This window comes from Bartonella vinsonii subsp. arupensis OK-94-513 (genome assembly GCF_000278235.1).
GTDB lineage: Bacteria > Pseudomonadota > Alphaproteobacteria > Rhizobiales > Rhizobiaceae > Bartonella > Bartonella arupensis.
Genome location: NZ_JH725037.1, coordinates 624,688 through 642,655, shown reverse-complemented (window position 1 = coordinate 642,655; position 17,968 = coordinate 624,688). Strand labels below are relative to the sequence as shown.

Sequence of the window (17,968 nt, the reverse complement as noted above, 5' to 3'; positions counted from 1 at the left end):
CGATTGTGCGATTGTGCGATTGTGCGATTGTGCGATTGTGCGATTGTGCGATTGTGCGATTGTGCGATTGAAATAAACAATATGACATTTAAAGCTTGTCAAGATATATCTGATATAGGTATGATGCCATGATTAAAGAAGCATATTGTTTTTTAAAAATCCATTTTTATAAACGTTTTGGGAGTCAAAAACGCCTCTCGATGAGCAAGAAGAGCTTTGATAATTTTCAAAAATGGTATTGATATTGCTTCTGCTCTTCCCTCTCATAAGCCTAAGCAAAAATCCTCATAAACTTCGAAAACATCATGAGAATGGATACATTAAACTTTTGAGTTTTCTCTCTCTTGGCCTGATCGTTTGAAAAAGAAGTTGCGGTACAATTTTGCATCAGTCACAGCTTCACCTGCCAAGAAGAGCGCCATTTACATAAAGCTGTAGTTTTTTTCATTTGGTGATTTTTCCCCTTCTTCTCCTTAAAAGATAAAGTTTTTTAAATCACCAGAAATCCGGTAACAGATGGGATTTTCCAAGGGGAAACAGCTGCTCACCATAAAATGCGATCCCTAATAGGCGCACAGAACAAAATTTTTAAATATACCGTTCAAATCGAATATCTCTTCAAACGCACATTTTTCTCTTTTGTTGCTGCAAAAGAGGACTGAAATAAAACAAAAACGACATTGTTTTTTTAATAGAGGTGAAGAGTTTTTCAATATGTGTGAAGAAGATCTTATGTCAGCACTTTGAAGAACGACATCTTATAGGATGAGGAAGTATCACCTGAAAATACGAGAGAACATAAAGTGGTGCGGGTGGTCGGACTCGAACCGACACTCCTTTCGGAACCAGATTTTGAGTCTGGCGCGTCTACCAGTTCCACCACACCCGCACACTGTTATACGGGACTGTCATAAAGAACAGACTTGCCCATTATCTCTTTGCTCTATATGAAGAGAAACAGATTCGTCAACACTAGACTTCTGTTTTTTTAAGAATTCGTATTATTTTGTTCCATTAATTTTTTGGGGAATGTTTGCCCCACTTCATTTTTGGAGTATCATTTGTAAAGTCTTTACCTCTAAGAGGTATGAAAGCCCTCATGATATTAAACAGACTAAAGCTTTGGACGATTTCTTTAGCAAATCGGCGTACAGCCCCCCATTGGCTTGGGTTTATTGCCTTTATTGAAAGTTCTGTTTTCCCAATTCCGATAGATGTTTTATATATTCCAATGCTTCTTGTCCATCCCAAGCGGGTTTATCGCTATGCCTTTATTGCAACGATATGTTCTGTTTTAGGGGGGATTGCCGGTTGGTTTATTGGGCATTTTGCCTATGACACACTTGCCAAACCGATTTTAGAGTTTTACGGTCAAATTGAAAATTTTCACGCGCTAAAAAACAGTGCAACACTGCAATTTCTTATCATTTTACTGATTACTTCAGGTTTTTTACACCTACCTCCTATTAAGATTGTCACGATTTTGGCAGGGGTTATAGGTGTGCATCTTGAAATTTTCATTGTTACCTGTATTCTTGCTCGTGGAGCTCGTTTTTATCTTCTTGCATGGCTCATTCAGCGTTTTGGGCAACAAGCAATGAATTTTATGGTCCGACATTTCAAATGGATTGTCTTCATGGGTTGTGTTACTCTTTTGGTGGTCTATGGAGTTTTTATAGCTTTTGTGAATAAGCACCTTTTATTTTAAGGAACACCCTCAATGACACACATTTTTTCTTATCAGAATATGTTGAGCAAGCATCTTCATCTTGAACCAAGTAGAAAAGAGTTAGCTTTATGGGCTTTTTTTCTCGCTTTTTGCATTTCTGCTACGCTCATCCTAGCTCTTTGTTTTGAACATATTGGAGGCTATCTTCCTTGTGATTTATGTCTCATTGAACGTTTGCCCTATTATGGCGCACTCCCCTTTTTGATTTTAGCAGGTTTTGGAGCACAATTTTCCCGCATGTTTTCTTGGGTACAACTCTTATTTTGGTGTGTTTTTGTCCTCATGAGCATAAGTCTTGTTTTAGGGATGTATCATGCGGGTGTTGAATATGATTTTTGGCCAGCTCCTCCCAGTTGCGGAGTAGGAACAATAAGAAGAACAATGGACGTTAACCAGTTGTTCAATCGATTGAACAATATCCATCCTCCCTCTTGCTCTGAAGCGCCCATGCGCTTTCTTTTTCTCTCATTTGCCGGTTGGAATGCTGTTGCGAGTCTGTTTTACATGCTTGTCAGTTTTTATATCGCTTCAAAAGGGCTCCTCAGTTATAAAAAACTGTAAGAGCAAAATAAGAGTGAAGCCGCAGGCACCCCCATACCTCAAGCACCCTTCTCTCAGCACCGACATCATCGCCTAACACAAACCTCTTTTTCCAAGAGCGTCCCCATAAAAATAAAAAGTGTCGACGCGTGCATTTTATGATTTTGCCTCCCTATACTTATTAAAAACATTTTGATACAAACCTATAATGGAAAAGCGATAAGACAATAAGTGAGGGGACAGATAAACATGAATAATCTACTATGGCTGAAGATAAGAATACAACGCCTTCTCCCCACTCACCACCTCCCTTCGATATAAGCCAACTTGAAGAACCATGTGTTATGATGGAACATGATTATAACGCATGGCGGGAACACACACAAAAAGGAGATTTGAATGCTCCTTATAAAAAACCACTTCATATAAAACCACGCCTTAAATCGGCACCCCGCATTAGGCAAGTTTTTTGGTGTGATTTTCCTCATGATGCGCTCTTACCTGAATTTTGGAAAAAACGGCCTGTTTTAGTGCTCTCCAAGAATGCAAAATTATATGGTAATGTCACAGTTTTGCCTTTTTCGACGAAATCACAGCCCAATAATCCAGCTGCTTATCCGCTACAATCTCCTATAGAGAATAAAAAGGCGTGGATCATCTGTAATTATGTCACGACAGTTTCCGTAAGTCGTTTAAGTTGCTCACGGACTATTCCAAGAATATCCAGCGAAGAATTTCATAAAATTGTCGCTCTGATGCTCAAACATTTACCCAGACCCATTTACCACGACTATTGACACTTTAAAAAAATAAGCATATATATATCAACATATACGGCATCAGAAATGGTGGCCGCTTCTCCGCAAGGGGAGACAGGAACGAAGGAGTGGGCAACTGCTCCTTTCGTCATTTTTAGTGTTTTTTTAGGAAGTTTTTAGCTACTCCTTACAAACTCTTCAAAAATGTCCAAGCTCTTCAAAGATGCCTTTGATATTCATTTTCTACTCTTATTGTTTTTTGAAATGTCCATAAGTTTTCTGAATAAAGAACGATATTGATATTCTTAATCCGGTAAAATTTTTTAAGGAAAATGACCGTAATGTTCATCCCCATGATTATTACACAAAATCATTACACAAAAAGTTGCGATACCGTCGCATAATATGATTTTCTATAATAGAACATCTTTTCAAGGCTAAAATACCATTTTTATAATCTCTACTTTTATCACTTCTACAGGACGTACCTTCTTGATCATTACAACACTTGAAATGTTTAATTGCTAAAATTCACCAAAAGAAACTCAGCCTTACAATTTACCCATTTCTTTCCCTCAATACGAATGAAAAAGCCTCTCATTTTTGAAAATAACAAGAGAGCAATGAGCATTAATATTTGAGATAAAAACGACACAGAGACCTTCATCCATCCTTGAACACTTCAATTTTGGAGAGAGCCCAAAATTCTTAGAGAATTTAAATAATATCAGTTTGCATAGTAGATTATAACTGATGCACAAATATAACACTTAACAAAACCTCATATCACCACTCTAAAGAACGGCTTTTTACGAGAGTAAAATAAAGCTATTACACCACACAGCAATATATCTCAAAAATTGTATCATTGATGCAGAGAATTTTATAGAGAATTATAGAATAGGAAAAATTTATGCACAATTATGCTCTTTACAACACCTTAAAATCACATTGTGTATTTTTATAAAAAACATTTTATATATTAAAAATTATCAGATAACAATGTATATTTGTAATGTTATTTTATCATAAATATACCATAATAAATACAATAAAAACAATAAGATAATTTAAAATACTTTTTAATTTAAAAACAGAATTTATAGATTAAGCATTCAAATTAACAGCAAAAATTAAGTAGTTGACAAAGTAGATAAACTATGGAAATGAGATGTAATAATACAGAGTGTGTAATTGAGTCTTTTGTATTAAAAACATATTAGACAGATAATGAAAAGATGCATCATAGAATGCCATATTATCCTTTTTATTCTGTTTAGACGGTGAAATGAAAAAACTTACCTTTAATTAAAGTTTTTAAATTAGGTGACTATATGAAAATATTTAAAAATTTTGCTTTATATACTGTTGTAATAGCCTTTTTCTTTTCCCAAGTTTTAGGAGCTAATGCGCATTCCTTGAAGAGTCTTTCTCAAGAGTCTCATTTTACTTCTATAATTTCAGAAGAAAATAAAGGTGTTATAAAAGTATCAGATTTGACAGGAATAGAGGCAGAAGTTTTGGGCCTCATCGTGTATTTTGTGTATTCATTTACGAGAAAGCTAAACTCCACTCATCCAGGGTATGAAAGAATATTTGACGCTTTTTGAAGAGTAAGCTTATTCAGTATAACATCATAAACTGTAATTCAAATTACAGTTTATGGTTTTTTATATTCAATATATATCATTGTCTTTTTCTCGCCTCGCCATGATGAATAAAATTCAATCGACTATATTCTTCCAAATGAAATACTCTAAATTAAGCGTTCTTTGACTGTATTTTAATGATATAAATTAAAATTGATCTCTCTACTCAAACAATCTCCCCTATTATCCATTATACTTCTAGAGAATAACAAATGCGTTATTTTTAAAAATCAGAGAAGATCTGCATGGATGCCAATATGAACCCCATAGAATTGAGTTATTGCAACTGTTTTATTTTCTTCTCACAAATTTCTTTTGAGAGAGGAAGAGAGATCATCCCAACCTAATTTCTTGACAGGATTCTTAAGCATAATCAACTCAATATGAACGACCAACACGATCAATACCATTTTTAAGAGCCAGAATTTTATCACTTTTTCTCCCTCATTTTATTTGCTTTACGCACCAATTTTAGGCCCCCACGTTTTTCTTTTCTCAACACTGTCTTTTACCAATTTTTAAATTTTGGATTGACTTTCGTTTTTATTATCTTATATCTTAGAATTATTCTAAAGTGCAAAGGAACAGAAAATGTTGAGATCGTTTTTTTCATTTGTACAACGTAAAGCTCTGTCCTTTCGTTCAGCACAAAAAATGATAATTCGTACGCTCAAAGCAAAAGAGAGACATGCCTCTCTTTATTTAAAATACGCAAAAGCTCTTCAATCTTATTCTCCCAAGCAAGCAGCGATTTTCGCAGCCATGGGCATGCACGAACTTGAGAATTATAAGGAGCTTCTTTGCCTTTCTTGCCATAATCGTGCAAATAATGATTATGCCAGTAATAATCATGCTAGAGTGGTAGGTTCATTATGTAACCACCCTGCTCTTGTAACAAGCAAGGCTGCCACCGCCACCACTCAAACAACAGCCAAAAAAAAGCAAGCCCCGAAAGAATCATCAAAAACACACAAACAATTTCTTTTGACGTGGGTTCAACCTGGTCTTGCAGGTTTAATGGATGGTTCTGTCTCGACTCTTGCTCCCATTTTTGCTGCTGCTTTTGCAACGGGTGATACGCATCAAACTTTTTTGATAGGGCTTTCAGCTTCAATTGGCGCGGGTCTTTCGATGGGATTTACAGAAGCAGCCCATGATGATGGAAAATTATCCGGTCGTGGTTCTCCCTTTAAAAGGGGTCTTGCCAGCGGCATTATGACAACGCTAGGGGGATTAGGCCATGCCCTTCCTTATTTGATCAATTCTTTTTACGTTGCAACAATCATTGCATTCATCATTGTCTTTTTCGAACTATGGGCCATCGTCTGGATTCAAAATAGATTTATGTCGACTCCTTTTTGGCGTGCATCTTTACAGGTTATTATTGGTGGAGCGCTTGTTTTTGCTACGGGTATCTTCATTGGTAGTATCTAACAAACACTATGGAAAATAAGCATTTACCATACAAAACAAGCAGTGGAGATTATCACCCCATCGAGTGGTCTTTCACTGCTTGTTTTGAAAAGATTCTTTTGTTAGAGCTATGTTTATTTTTTATATTTTGGAGATGCTTTGACCATGCCTTCTACGCACCTGAACAACCACCAAAAGAGCTCTTTTTCACCCAACCCATCTCCGCACCTTTCACAAAAAGTGACCTTATCGGTCCAACGCCTTGAACATGGACAAGGCTTAGAGCTTCCTCACTATGCCACCGCCGGTTCTGCTGGTCTTGATCTGCGTGCAGCGCTTGGTGAAGGAGAAACCGTGGTCCTCGCACCGGGGCAACGCGCTCTTATCCCAACGGGTCTGATCTTTCATCTTCAACCAGGTTTTGAAGCACAAATACGCCCACGTTCTGGTTTAGCCTTAAAGCACGGCATTACATGTTTAAACACACCGGGAACAATTGACAGCGATTACCGTGGTGAAGTGAAAGTTCTTCTCATCAATTTGGGGCAAGAAGATTTTTCTATTGAGCGTGGCATGCGCATTGCGCAAACCATTATCGCACCAGTGATTCAAGTCAATGTTTGTGCCATTGAAGCAGATGGAAAAGAGAGCAGCCAAAATAATACAGAAAACCAAGCAGCCAAAAGCAGAGGTGCTGGTGGTTTTGGTTCAACAGGGCAAATTTAAACAGCATTCAGTGTAAGAAAAAAGAGCAATGGGCGCCCTCGCACAGCAGCAATGCGCCCTTATTTTAACAGGTCTGATTTTTCATCTTCAGCTCAGGGATGAAGCACAAATATACCCTCACGCTCTGCAATCTTAAAGCATACGATCACATGCTATATGCTCAAAAACAATAGAGTGTGATAAGCCGATGGTAAAAGAAGAGGCCTTCTCACCCATTTGGAGCAAGAAGATTTTTTATTGAGCATGGCATGCGCATTGCATAAACAGTCATCGCATCAATGATTCAGGTCAATGTCAGAAATTCAAGTAAATGCCAAGAAATCAAATAAATATTTGTGCCCTTGAACTGAATGGAATTAAACTAGATAGAATTGAACTGGATGGAACAGAGAGCATCCAAAACAATACAGAAAATCAAGCTATCAAAAGCAGAGGCACCGGTGGTTTTTGCGCAATAAAAAAGACTGAAAGAGAAATAAGCGGCAAAGCTCTATAGACATCTCTCTACTCTACAGGAGAAACAGTTCCCATCACAGAATGATTGGTGTTTGTTACATCACTCGTTACCACCGCACTGGCATCTCCCCTAACCTTCACTCCACCCGCATCGGTAGCGCTCATACCCTTCTCATTTGTAGCTCCTTTTGCGACAACATTGGAAGATTTTTGCAACCCCATAAGACCCACTTTAGTATACCCAGCCATTCGTATTTGATTAAGCAAATCCACGACAGCTCCATAATCAATTTCGCTATCGGCTTTGATTAAAATCTTTGTCTCTCGATTTTGCTCTGTTGCCTTTAACAAAGTGTCGACAAACGCTGTTTGACCAATGAGATTGTCCCCCACATAAAGCGAGCGATCTTTTTGCAAAGTCACATAAAGAGGTTCATCAGGTTGAACCACAGAGGACGCTTTTGTTATAGAAGGAAGTTGAACCGGAATAACAGATGTTGCCAAAGGTGCTGCGACCATAAAAACAATAAGCAACACCAAAACAACATCAATAAAAGGGGTTACATTGATTTCGCTGTGCAACCCACTGTCATCTGTCTCCCAATGATCACGAAAGTCTACTTTCATTTTTTACGACTTTTCTGTTGACGGTGTTTATCAAGTTCACGGCTTAAGAGCCTTTCAATTGCCGCGGCAATATCACCCAAATCATTGCGATAACCACTCAGAGCACGCATAAGGCTATTATACATCACAACGGCGGGAATAGCCACAAACAGCCCGATAGCTGTTGCAAGCAAAGCTTCAGCAATTCCAGGAGCAACCACATCAAGCCGCGTTGTTTGAGATTGGGCTATACCAATAAAAGAATTCATGATTCCCCAAACGGTCGCAAAGAGACCAACAAAGGGAGCAATGGCACCAATGGTTGCAAGAACAGCACTCCCACATGCAACACGGCGCGTAGCAGCCAACAAGCAGCGTGACAAAAGCGAATGCACCCTCTCCTTTACGCCCTCATTCATATCAATATCGTGCCCCTCCTCATCATAGCGATCAATCTCCTCAAAGAAGAGGAGTTCTTCGTGCGCAATGGCGGGTGTCTCTTGTCTTGCATCGGTTCTTTCACCCTCCCCTTCAGAGCCCATAAAACGCACCTGCTGCGTAGAAAGATAGACTTCTTGTAAAACTTGCTTAAGGAAGAACACACCAGCTCCTTTGCTTTCTTTTAAGCTAGCAGCCAAACGCGTAAGAGTCTGAGCATTAAGAGCCAATTGAAGTTCTTGGCGCACTCTTCGTTTTGCCAAAGTAATCTCTATGATTTTTACAAAAGCAATTGTCCAAGAAGCAAGAGAAGCCAACAACAAAAGAATGATAACGGCTTTTACAACAAAATCAGCCGCCATAAACATAGAAAAAGGGGAAAGATCATGCGCTGAAAATACAGCAGACGTGCTTTCTAAGGGTACTGTCTCAGATTCCATTTCTGTCTCACACCGTTATGGACTTCACTTGTGTCTTACAGCTGCGTCATCAAACTCGGCAGCATTACCCTTCCACAATGCCACGTGCCTCTATAACATCACTTCGTGTTTAGTCTAAAAAATAAAACTTGATAAATCAAGTATAGTTTTATTTCAAAAAACTTCTCTTTCAAGAGGAATGTTTCAAGAATTTTTTTTCCACACGAATGAGAATAAATTTACTAGAAAAATGCGTTTATTACGCGAAACAATTTAACGGCCAAACCACCCTCATCAAAACCAAACAACGATGAAGAGCTAGAAAATCAAGAGGGTATCTCTTCTTCATAACCATAAAAAAGTAGCCCATGGACTTTTTCCCAATAAGGTTTTTCTAATCCTTCACATCCTATAACCCCTCACAAGTCACAATCATTCACAGGCAAAACGAGTTTGAGAGGCAAATAAAGATTTATGACTTCAAAACATTTTTAAATTGAAAAAGAGAGGGAACTAAAAAAACCGTTTGGCGTTACAAAAGCAGTGAAAATTTCACTCCAATGCAAATGATCACTATGAACACAGATACTTAAGTCATGATGAGTCAGAGAGGGAAAGAACATCATGGTAAACAATAAAAAAACGGAGAATCACAAAATGACAACAGAAAAAGACTCACGAGGACAATTAAACAAGTTACGCAATGACGTTTCAGAAGTCACTTCAACACTAGCAGATCTTGGTGCAAACAAATTGAACAAAGCCAAAAACAAAGCCGAAGAACTGTATAAAACAGCAAAGGAAAGCAGTGAAGATATTCTTTCTCAAGCAAAAGAAAAAATCGGTGATCTTGAACAAAACATGAATCAATATGTTCGTAAAAATCCGAATAAAAGTGTTCTGTTTGCAGCAGGTATTGGTTTTGTTCTTTCTCAATTATTGCGTCGTTAAGCAATGTATAAATTTATCACGCCTCTTTTAAACCATCTTGTCGGTGGAGGGCTGAAAAGCACCGTCAAGCAAATGCGCCTTCAAGCAATTTGCTGTAGTATTATAGGCATCTCATTGTTCATGTCGTTGCTTTTTTTATGTATGATGGGTTTTATTGCATTATGTTGGATTATGAATCCCTTTGCAGCAGCCACCACAATGTTTTTCATTTGGCTTGTTCTTGCCGGCTTAGGGTTTGTTATTGTCCGTATTCTTAAAACTTATCAACACTATGATCAACAAAAGAAGTCGGAAGAACAACGTCATGAACTTATGACAGACGCAGCACTTTCCAGCATTGCGCTTTTAGGTCGGAAACTTCCCTTTGCCAAATTGAGCGTACCAGTCCTTGGGCTTGCAACCTATTTTCTGTGGAAAAAAGATAAAAAAGACCACCTTTCAGATTAAGATATGCAACTGTGCACTTCATAACCCCCAAGGTGTTTTCTCTTAATTTGAGAGAAAACACCTTTCTCTCTTTTCTCCCATTCACTTTTCCCTCTTCACAAAGTAAGAGCAGTTTTTGTTCTTAAGGGAGGTATCCTTACAGCTGAAGGGGAAACAACCAAACCACATCATTTTACACTTTGTATTATTTAAGCGCGATAAAATAATCCGAATATCCGATACGAGAGCAGCTTTGTGTTTTTTTCTCAACGCCTTGAGAAGGGAACTAAAAGCAAATCTCAGAGATTATTTCATAAACAATCATGTGGCATCTGATGTTTCCAACAAAGATGACACGCGTCAACAGCCAAACTTCTCGCCCGCACTTTTTTAAAATATCTGATCAATATCATGAAGGTTAAAGATCCACCCTCTTCGTCACAAGAACCTCAAAAACTTTTTGCCCCTCTCCTTAACTCCTCTCTTCATTCCCCTCCCCTTCATACATTGTGTCCTTCAACGATCTTATCCTTCAGGCATCATGCAAAAAACTCTGTTTCAAGAGCCTCTCTTCAATCACCAAAAGTGCAAAAATCTCTCAATTTGCAAAATCCTCTTTTTTCAAGAGCAGCCTTTCTCTTCAAACACACACTCTCTCTTTACTCTTGCCTTCAGGCACCATAAATCCCCGCCATCCTTTTTAGAAAGGAGCATCAGCCGTGCTCTATTGCCAAAAATGTCCCGTCATAATTCTACAGATTTTATAAAAGGGATCAGGCTTCCTCAGCGGCAGCATTGACCTTTGAAAGAACATCATGATGTATAATCACATCCATCAATTCTGTCACGACAGTATCCAAAATTCCTCGTTCATCGCCTTCAGCCATAATGCGGATGACAGGCTCGGTTCCAGAAGCACGAATAACCAATCGTGCATCTTTTCCCAAACGTTGTGTTGCCTGATCGATTGCCGTTTTAACCGGATTCTTTTTCAAAAGATTTTTGTTTTTAACCCTGACATTTTTCAAAATTTGTGGCGCAGGCTCAAACCGCTTACAAAGGAGACTCATAGGGGTTTGACTTTCTTGCATACAGGCTAAAATTTGCAAGGCAGCCACCAACCCATCACCCGTTGTGCCAAAATCACTAAGCACAATATGCCCAGAAGCTTCACCTCCAACATTATATCCTTTTTGGCGCATAGCTTCGACCACATAGCGATCCCCCACATTTGTCCGAACAAGGTCCAAGCCTTTACTATTTAAGAAGCGCTCGAGTCCAAGATTTGACATAATGGTTGTAACAACACCATTACGCTGTAAGCGTCCTGTTTTATGCCAATGTTCAGCAATCACAGCAATCAACTGATCACCATCAATAGTTTGTGCTTTTTCATCAACAAGGAGAACACGATCACCATCCCCATCAAGAGCAATTCCCACATCAGCACGTACTTCATGAACTTTTTGTTTTAAAGAAGCCAAATCGGTTGAACCACATTTTTGATTAATGTTGGTCCCATTTGGGGTATCATGAATAGCAAAGACCTCTGCTCCCAATTCCCATAAAGCCCGTGGAGCAGCTTTATAAGCAGCCCCATTAGCGCAATCCACAACGATACGCACAGCATCCAGCCGAACATCGCGTGGCAAAGTTCGTTTTGCATATTCGATATAACGATAAATATCACCCTCGACCCGTTTTGCATAACCAATTTCGGCAGAACTTGCTAAAGATTTTGAGAGATCTGTATCGATCAATTGTTCAATTTTTGCTTCCATATCATCGGAAAGCTTAAAACCATCAGGACCAAAAAGTTTAATTCCATTATCATAAAAGGGATTATGAGAAGCAGAGATCATCACGCCAAGATCAGCGCGCAACGAGCGACAAAGCATAGCAACAGCTGGTGTTGGCACAGGCCCCAACAAGAAAGCCTCCATCCCAGCAGCGGTAAATCCTGAAACCAAAGCATTTTCCAACATATAACCAGATAATCTGGTATCCTTTCCAATCACCACACGACGGGATTGGCGTTGTGAACGAAACAACACCCCCACAGCCATCCCCACTTTCATGGCAAAATCTGGTGTCATGGGAAAAGAATTGGCTTTCCCTCGAATTCCATCAGTACCAAAATATTTTTGTGCCATCCCTCTTTCCTTTACACACATTTTCTCTTACCGTCCTGACAGAGCCGAAACCCTTATACAGCGAGATCGCTCCTATCGATCCTTTGCAGACTTTCAGAAAATCAAAACACACGACCATATCCACTGCCCAGAAAAAACCAGAAAAAATCTTGGTTCTACCAATAACCACGCAATTATGCTTTTACATCCCACAGATTAGCAATAGTATCCTCTTTACAGGCTTTATCTAAACGAACTCTTTAAACAAAATTAAAAAGTGCTTTTTTAAAAGACCATTTAAAAACAATCCTTCTCCCAAACACCGCTGCTTGTAGATACTTACAGCCTACCAACCATCAACGCCTCTACTCTCACACACCACAAGCTCACCAGCCATCAAACCTCTATTTCCATATTCTCCCCAATATTGCTGTGAAGGCGCAAGCAATGCTTGCGCCTTTTCAAAGAATTTTTCTTCAGATTTTTTCCCAAAACATAATCGCTCAAGCGTCGTTAGAAGGCTCCTGCTTTTCTTTATCAGGCCCGATAGTATTTGATTTTTTATCAGTGCTTGCTTTACCTTTAGAGCGATTTACTACTTTTGTGGTATTTTTCGTGCTTTGTGTTTTTTTCTCAACTCCCTGAGATTGTGCTTCTTTCAACGGTGCATCCTGAGATTTAGCTTCACTGGATTTTGTTGTTTGCTTTACAACTTTTTCCTCTGCTTTTCCCATCTCTCCTTTACCGGCATTCATCTTATGAACGTCACCAGCGTCTGTCTCCTCTGTCGTTTTCATAGGAGATTCCGCCTTCATTGCTCCAGTTTTTGGAACAGAAGACGTGCGGGGAGAAGCAGTCTCATCTCTTTGTGTTCGTGAAGGAGGTTTTCCTGCGATAACTTCGTTAATTTCAGCACCGGTTAAAGTCTCATATTCCAACAAGCCTTGAGCAAGCGCAAACCATTGTTTCTTTTTTTCTTTCAGAATTCTTGTAGCATTTTTATAAGCATCATCAATAAGCTTACGCACTTCCATATCAATCATGCGTGCGGTTTCCTCAGAGACATTTTGTGTCCGTGCAACGGAATGCCCTAAAAAGACTTCATCCTGATTATCCCCATAAGCAACATTTCCAAGGAGATCAGAAAATCCCCACCGTGTAATCATAGCGCGCGCTAACTTTGTTGCTTGTTCAATATCAGAAGAAGCACCAGAGGTGATATTTTCTTTTCCGAATTTCAATTCTTCTGCCACACGCCCACCCATCATGATAGCCAGACGAGAAATCATCCACCGATAACTCATGGAATATCGATCCCCTTCAGGCAATTGCATCACCATTCCAAGCGCACGTCCCCTTGGCACGATTGTTGCTTTATGGACGGGATCAGCAACAGGCACACTGAGTGCTACGATAGCATGTCCTGCTTCGTGATAAGCGGTAAGTTCTTTTTCTTCTTGTGTCATAGCGGTTGAACGACGTTCAGCCCCCATCATCACCTTATCTTTAGCATCTTCAAACTCTTGCATCGTCACGACTCTTTTATTGCGGCTAGCAGCCATGAGAGCAGCTTCATTAACAAGATTCATCAAATCAGCCCCAGAAAACCCTGGTGTTCCTCTTGCAAGAACTTTTAGATCAACATTAGGAGCCAAAGGCACATTGCGCACATGCACTTTTAAGATTTGTTCGCGGCCAGAAACATCAGGATTTGGCACGACAACTTGTCGATCAAACCGCCCTGGTCTTAACAAAGCAGGATCGAGCACATCGGGACGATTTGTTGCAGCAATAAGAATGATACTTTCATTGGGTTCAAAACCATCCATTTCAACCAGCAACTGATTTAAAGTTTGCTCACGTTCATCATTTCCCCCTCCAAGTCCCGCACCACGATGGCGTCCAACAGCATCAATTTCATCGATAAAGATAATGCAAGGTGCATTTTTTTTCGCCTGCTCGAACATATCGCGCACACGGCTAGCACCCACACCAACAAACATTTCGACAAAATCGGAACCTGAAATGGTAAAGAATGGCACATTAGCCTCTCCTGCCACCGAACGTGCAAGCAAGGTTTTACCGGTTCCTGGAGGACCAACAAGCAAAACACCTCTAGGGATACGCCCACCTAAGCGTTGAAATTTTTGTGGTTCACGTAAAAATTCGACAATTTCCTGTAGATCTTGCTTTGCTTCTTCAACGCCAGCCACATCTTGAAAGGTAACACGTCCTTGTGCTTCATTAAGCAATTTCGCTTTTGATTTGCCAAATCCCATGGCGCCTCGTGATCCATTTTGCATTTGTCGCATAAAAAAGACCCACGCCCCAACGATAATAAACACAGGCAACAAAGAAAAGAGAAGATTGAGGAAAATACTATTGCCAGAGCTTTCGGGAATAGCTTTGACATTGACATTTTTGTTTTCCAATTTTTCTATCAAACCTGGATCTCGAGGAGCATAAGTTGAAACGACTCTGTTTTCAACGGTTTTCCCTGTTAACTTTTGCCCTTGAATGGTCACAGATTTCAGCTCATTACTCTCAACTTTTCGCAAAAATTCAGAATAGGAGACCTCTCCCCCTCCAGAACGTTGGCTATCTCCATTAAAGAGAGAAAATGACACAATCAAAATTAAGGCAATAACTCCCCAAATGAGGAGAGAGCGGTAATTGGAATTCATATTCGGCCCACACTTTTAATCAAATCTAGATTTTAAATAGTTCCTCTTAACATATAACCTTGTCTGCCCCTTGCCAAGGGATGAGAGAATGTTTCTTGTCTTTTAGAGCGATTTTTCTTTATCTTTTCACCTCAATCTTAAAAAAAGGTTCCACAACACGCACAAGAGCAGCATCTTCGCACGAAAAAAGCCAATCAAAAGGAGCCATAATCCGTCTTACCATAACATTTTGATGAGAAACGGTTTGCAAAGTCAACTCTGGAATATCGCATCCTTTATCATGTGAAAGCATCAGCAACGACTGTAAAGAGGGGAAATGGGGATTTTTAAGATCAAAATTGCTGTTTTTCAGTAAATCTTTTAGCTGTTCCAAACCGGCTGCTCCAACTTTTATGGCATCGACTCCATGATTGGTAATCTGATAGCGTCCATCCCATAAAAAAGTTTCACCTGGTGCGACAACCGCCTCTTTCATATTTCGAGATTCGCGCCAAAGAGCAATTCCGTTTTTATTACATTCAATCACAGATCCAGCCAGAGTAAAACGCTGTTTCTGAGGAGAATGAAGACAAAGTTTTTGAACAAGAGTGATCAATTTTTGAGCAGGAAGCAAATAAGAGCTCCCTCCCATTAACACGGCAAAAAGCCCAACGACGAAGGAAAAACTTGGATGTTGTTGTAAGAATGGCGCAGGCTTTGCAATAAAACACCGTCCATATTCAACAGCGATATCTAGGGCTAAAATCAAATCGGCAACAATTTGTGCTTGTTGACGACGTTTAAGTGCAGCTTCATGCACCCTTTGGGCAATACCGGTAAGCTTTTGGGAATGCAGGGAGTGACGCACCCGCACGCGCTCAAAATTGAGATCTTCATTTGTTGGATCATCAATCCATGTTTTTCCCTGTAAACGCAAATAAGTCCGTAATGTTTCGCGCTTTACACCAAGGAGTGGACGAATCAAGCGTATTTTTCGAAGCAACAATGCCTCACGCGGAATACAGGATAAACCACGCGCATAGATTAACCCATCATTTTCACCAATAAGACACCTTTGCGCAATATTTTCTCCAGTGTCTCTGGCATTTCCCCCATCCCACACGCCCTCAAAGGCCTCACGTTGCAAAACACCCTCAGTCTTACGAGCATCTCCCCCATCCCTCACTTCCTCAAAGGCGCCATATTGCATAACATTGAGACTTTTTGAAAGTCGCTGGAAGCGCATTTGATAGGTTTCCGCCTGATCATTAAGCGTATGGCCTGTCATAATAAGTGTTGCACCTTGTTTTTGCGCTTCTTTAAACAAGAGATTATAGCGTGCAATACGGGCGCTTGAAGCGAGATGCGTCTTTGGCTTTTTGCCTTCCCACCGCACAATGATATGTTTAATGTGATGGTCACGACAAATTTCCGCAACAATGGAAGCTTCACGGGCTGATTCTTTACGCAATTGATGATCAACGGTAACAGCAATCATTTCCGGAGGAACAGAGAGCGTTTTTAAATAGTCTTTGACCAAAAACAGTAAAGCCAGAGAGTCACTTCCTCCTGAAACTGCAAGAATCACCTTTGGACACTGAATAAAATCCGATGTCTTAAAGAGATTTCCTGCTAGTCTAATGCCCACCGTGACCGACTCCGCTCCTTTTAACGGGTTTACAAAAGATAGACTCTAACGTTTCATCACGTTTTGTTTTTTTCGCAGCAAACGTACAAGCCTCTTTATTCTGTTCAAGAGCAACCATACTCATTGCTAATTTCAGCAAAATCTCAGAAGTATAGAGCTGCTTTTTATCTGTATACCATGCGTTAAGATAAACTTGTGCTGCCTCATGATAGCGTTTTTGTCCTAACAAAGCTTCTGCCAACCAAAACAAAGCATCATCACTCAAAGGATCTTTTTTATAGTGCTGCTGAAAAGTGCAAAAAGCTTTTTCAGCATCCACATAGTTGGCAGAAAGAAGTAAATTATAGCCTTTTTTATACAATGCTTTAGCAGAAAGAAGCGAAGAATCTTCACCCTGATGGGGTTCCAAGTTCTCTGCTTGTTCATGAGTCTTCTCTAAACGGCTTTCCTTCAAACGCTCCCCTGTTTCCTTTGCATCTTTATGCTCTTCGTTCAGATTTTCGCCTGTTTTTTGCACATGACCATAAATTTCCTGCAAGCGGCTTTCATGTTCATAGCTCTTCGCATTGGCAACACTATCTTGAACCTCTTTTGTGCTCTGCTCCTGAACCTTCCCTTCCTTTGCAATCTGCAAATTTTCATCCAAAGCAGCACTCTCAAAAGCACAAGAATAAACAGAAGAATCTTTTTTATCAAAAAGCTGATGAAATTGCTTTTCGACATTTTTCAAATCATTATGCTCCAGCACTATACGTATTCTTTGCAAGAGTTTATCCAAATCATAATCTTTAAAGAAAGCTTTCTGATTTTCTAAAATAACCTCTCGACTTTGAATCATCCCCTGAAAAGAAGGACCTTCATCCGCCTCAACAGCCTTCTCCGCAGCAGGCACCGCTTCTTTCACCGCCTCAACAGCCTTTTCCACAGTAGGCGCCACTTCCTTCACTGCCTCAGCAGCCTTCTCCGCAGCAGGCGCCACTTCTTTCACCACCTCAGCAGCCTTTTCCGCAGCAGGCGCCACTTCTTTCACCACCTCAGCAGCCTTTTCCGCAGCAGGCGCCACTTCCTTCACCGCATCAGAAGCCTTCTCCGCAGCAGGCGCCACTTCCTTCACCGCATCAACAGCCTTTTCCACAGTAGGCGCCACTTCTTTCACTGCCTCAGCAGCCTTCTCCGCAGCAGGCGCCACTTCTTTCACCGCATCAGAAGCCTTCTCCGCAGCAGGCGCCACTTCCTTCACCGCCTCAACAGCCTTCTCCGCAGTAGGCGCCACTTCCTTCACCGCATCAACAGCCTTCTCCGCAGTAGGCGCCACTTCCTTCACCGCCTCAACAGCCTTCTCCGCAGCAGGCGCCACTTCTTTCACCGCATCAACAGCCTTTTCCGCAGCAGGCACCACTTCTTTCACCGCCTC

Annotated in this window: 14 protein-coding genes and 1 tRNA gene; 8 read left to right on the top strand and 7 right to left on the bottom strand. The window is 40.3% G+C overall.

The genetic code is table 11. The features are described 5' to 3' along the window. Positions 1 to 804: 804 nt before the first annotated feature. Positions 805 to 889, bottom strand: a tRNA-Leu gene (locus ME1_RS02700). Positions 890 to 1,099: 210 nt separating this feature from the next. On the opposite strand from ME1_RS02700, the gene ME1_RS02695 reads away from it, so the two are divergent. The 6 genes from ME1_RS02695 (at position 1,100) to dut (ending at position 6,815) form a co-directional block, all read left to right on the top strand. Continuing rightward, complete coding sequence (locus ME1_RS02695) at positions 1,100 to 1,708, top strand: YqaA family protein (RefSeq protein WP_004862908.1); 609 nt, start codon at positions 1,100 to 1,102, stop codon at positions 1,706 to 1,708. 12 nt (positions 1,709 to 1,720) lie between these two features. After that, positions 1,721 to 2,290, top strand: coding sequence for a disulfide bond formation protein B (locus tag ME1_RS02690; RefSeq protein ID WP_004862905.1), 570 nt, complete (start codon positions 1,721 to 1,723; stop codon positions 2,288 to 2,290). Positions 2,291 to 2,532: 242 nt separating this feature from the next. Further along, positions 2,533 to 3,066: a type II toxin-antitoxin system PemK/MazF family toxin gene (locus ME1_RS02685; protein WP_004862904.1), complete on the top strand. Its 534-nt coding sequence runs from the start codon at positions 2,533 to 2,535 to the stop codon at positions 3,064 to 3,066. A 1,295-nt stretch (positions 3,067 to 4,361) separates the two neighbouring features. Further along, positions 4,362 to 4,637, top strand: a complete 276-nt coding sequence (locus ME1_RS02675; protein WP_004862901.1) for a hypothetical protein — start codon at positions 4,362 to 4,364, stop codon at positions 4,635 to 4,637. 630 nt (positions 4,638 to 5,267) lie between these two features. Next, complete coding sequence (locus ME1_RS02670; protein ID WP_004862897.1) at positions 5,268 to 6,110, top strand: VIT1/CCC1 transporter family protein; 843 nt, start codon at positions 5,268 to 5,270, stop codon at positions 6,108 to 6,110. Positions 6,111 to 6,254: 144 nt separating this feature from the next. Next, positions 6,255 to 6,815, top strand: coding sequence for a dUTP diphosphatase (gene dut / locus ME1_RS02665; RefSeq protein ID WP_004862895.1), 561 nt, complete (start codon positions 6,255 to 6,257; stop codon positions 6,813 to 6,815). A gap of 504 nt (positions 6,816 to 7,319) precedes the next feature. Here dut and ME1_RS02655 read toward each other — a convergent pair. After that, positions 7,320 to 7,898 (bottom strand): biopolymer transporter ExbD, encoded by a 579-nt coding sequence (locus tag ME1_RS02655; protein WP_004862893.1) that lies wholly within the window; start codon positions 7,896 to 7,898, stop codon positions 7,320 to 7,322. Continuing rightward, positions 7,895 to 8,755 (bottom strand): MotA/TolQ/ExbB proton channel family protein, encoded by an 861-nt coding sequence (locus ME1_RS02650; protein ID WP_004862891.1) that lies wholly within the window; start codon positions 8,753 to 8,755, stop codon positions 7,895 to 7,897. The genes ME1_RS02655 and ME1_RS02650 overlap by 4 nt, the downstream gene beginning before the upstream one ends. 603 nt (positions 8,756 to 9,358) lie before the next feature. Here ME1_RS02650 and ME1_RS02645 point away from each other — a divergent pair. Further along, positions 9,359 to 9,685: an ElaB/YgaM/YqjD family protein gene (locus ME1_RS02645; protein ID WP_035011611.1), complete on the top strand. Its 327-nt coding sequence runs from the start codon at positions 9,359 to 9,361 to the stop codon at positions 9,683 to 9,685. Between the two features lie 3 nt (positions 9,686 to 9,688). Next, entirely contained in the window at positions 9,689 to 10,132 is a 444-nt protein-coding gene (locus ME1_RS02640; RefSeq protein WP_004862887.1) for a phage holin family protein, read from the top strand. 752 nt (positions 10,133 to 10,884) lie between these two features. Here the strand turns inward: ME1_RS02640 and glmM are convergent. The 4 genes from glmM to ME1_RS07680 all read right to left on the bottom strand — a co-directional run. Further along, positions 10,885 to 12,264: a phosphoglucosamine mutase gene (gene glmM / locus ME1_RS02630; protein ID WP_004862885.1), complete on the bottom strand. Its 1,380-nt coding sequence runs from the start codon at positions 12,262 to 12,264 to the stop codon at positions 10,885 to 10,887. A gap of 482 nt (positions 12,265 to 12,746) precedes the next feature. After that, positions 12,747 to 14,927, bottom strand: a complete 2,181-nt coding sequence (gene ftsH / locus ME1_RS02625) for an ATP-dependent zinc metalloprotease FtsH (RefSeq protein WP_004862883.1) — start codon at positions 14,925 to 14,927, stop codon at positions 12,747 to 12,749. Between the two features lie 118 nt (positions 14,928 to 15,045). Then, entirely contained in the window at positions 15,046 to 16,554 is a 1,509-nt protein-coding gene (tilS, locus tag ME1_RS02620; protein WP_004862881.1) for a tRNA lysidine(34) synthetase TilS, read from the bottom strand. After that, on the bottom strand, positions 16,544 to 17,968 hold a 1,425-nt coding region (locus tag ME1_RS07680), incomplete at its 5' end, for a tol-pal system YbgF family protein (RefSeq protein ID WP_004862876.1). The genes ME1_RS07680 and tilS, both read right to left, overlap by 11 nt.

What these genes read in the sequence shown, in the direction of transcription:
- ME1_RS02655 (WP_004862893.1), bottom strand. Translation starts at nt 7,898, where the DNA reads ATGAAAGTAGACTTTCGTGATCATTGGGAGACAGATGACAGTGGGTTG.
- ftsH (WP_004862883.1), bottom strand. Translation starts at nt 14,927, where the DNA reads ATGAATTCCAATTACCGCTCTCTCCTCATTTGGGGAGTTATTGCCTTA.
- ME1_RS02695 (WP_004862908.1), top strand. Translation starts at nt 1,100, where the DNA reads ATGATATTAAACAGACTAAAGCTTTGGACGATTTCTTTAGCAAATCGG.
- ME1_RS02640 (WP_004862887.1), top strand. Translation starts at nt 9,689, where the DNA reads ATGTATAAATTTATCACGCCTCTTTTAAACCATCTTGTCGGTGGAGGG.
- ME1_RS02645 (WP_035011611.1), top strand. Translation starts at nt 9,359, where the DNA reads ATGGTAAACAATAAAAAAACGGAGAATCACAAAATGACAACAGAAAAA.
- dut (WP_004862895.1), top strand. Translation starts at nt 6,255, where the DNA reads ATGCCTTCTACGCACCTGAACAACCACCAAAAGAGCTCTTTTTCACCC.
- glmM (WP_004862885.1), bottom strand. Translation starts at nt 12,264, where the DNA reads ATGGCACAAAAATATTTTGGTACTGATGGAATTCGAGGGAAAGCCAAT.
- ME1_RS02690 (WP_004862905.1), top strand. Translation starts at nt 1,721, where the DNA reads ATGACACACATTTTTTCTTATCAGAATATGTTGAGCAAGCATCTTCAT.
- ME1_RS02675 (WP_004862901.1), top strand. Translation starts at nt 4,362, where the DNA reads ATGAAAATATTTAAAAATTTTGCTTTATATACTGTTGTAATAGCCTTT.
- ME1_RS02685 (WP_004862904.1), top strand. Translation starts at nt 2,533, where the DNA reads ATGGCTGAAGATAAGAATACAACGCCTTCTCCCCACTCACCACCTCCC.
- ME1_RS02670 (WP_004862897.1), top strand. Translation starts at nt 5,268, where the DNA reads ATGTTGAGATCGTTTTTTTCATTTGTACAACGTAAAGCTCTGTCCTTT.
- ME1_RS02650 (WP_004862891.1), bottom strand. Translation starts at nt 8,755, where the DNA reads ATGGAATCTGAGACAGTACCCTTAGAAAGCACGTCTGCTGTATTTTCA.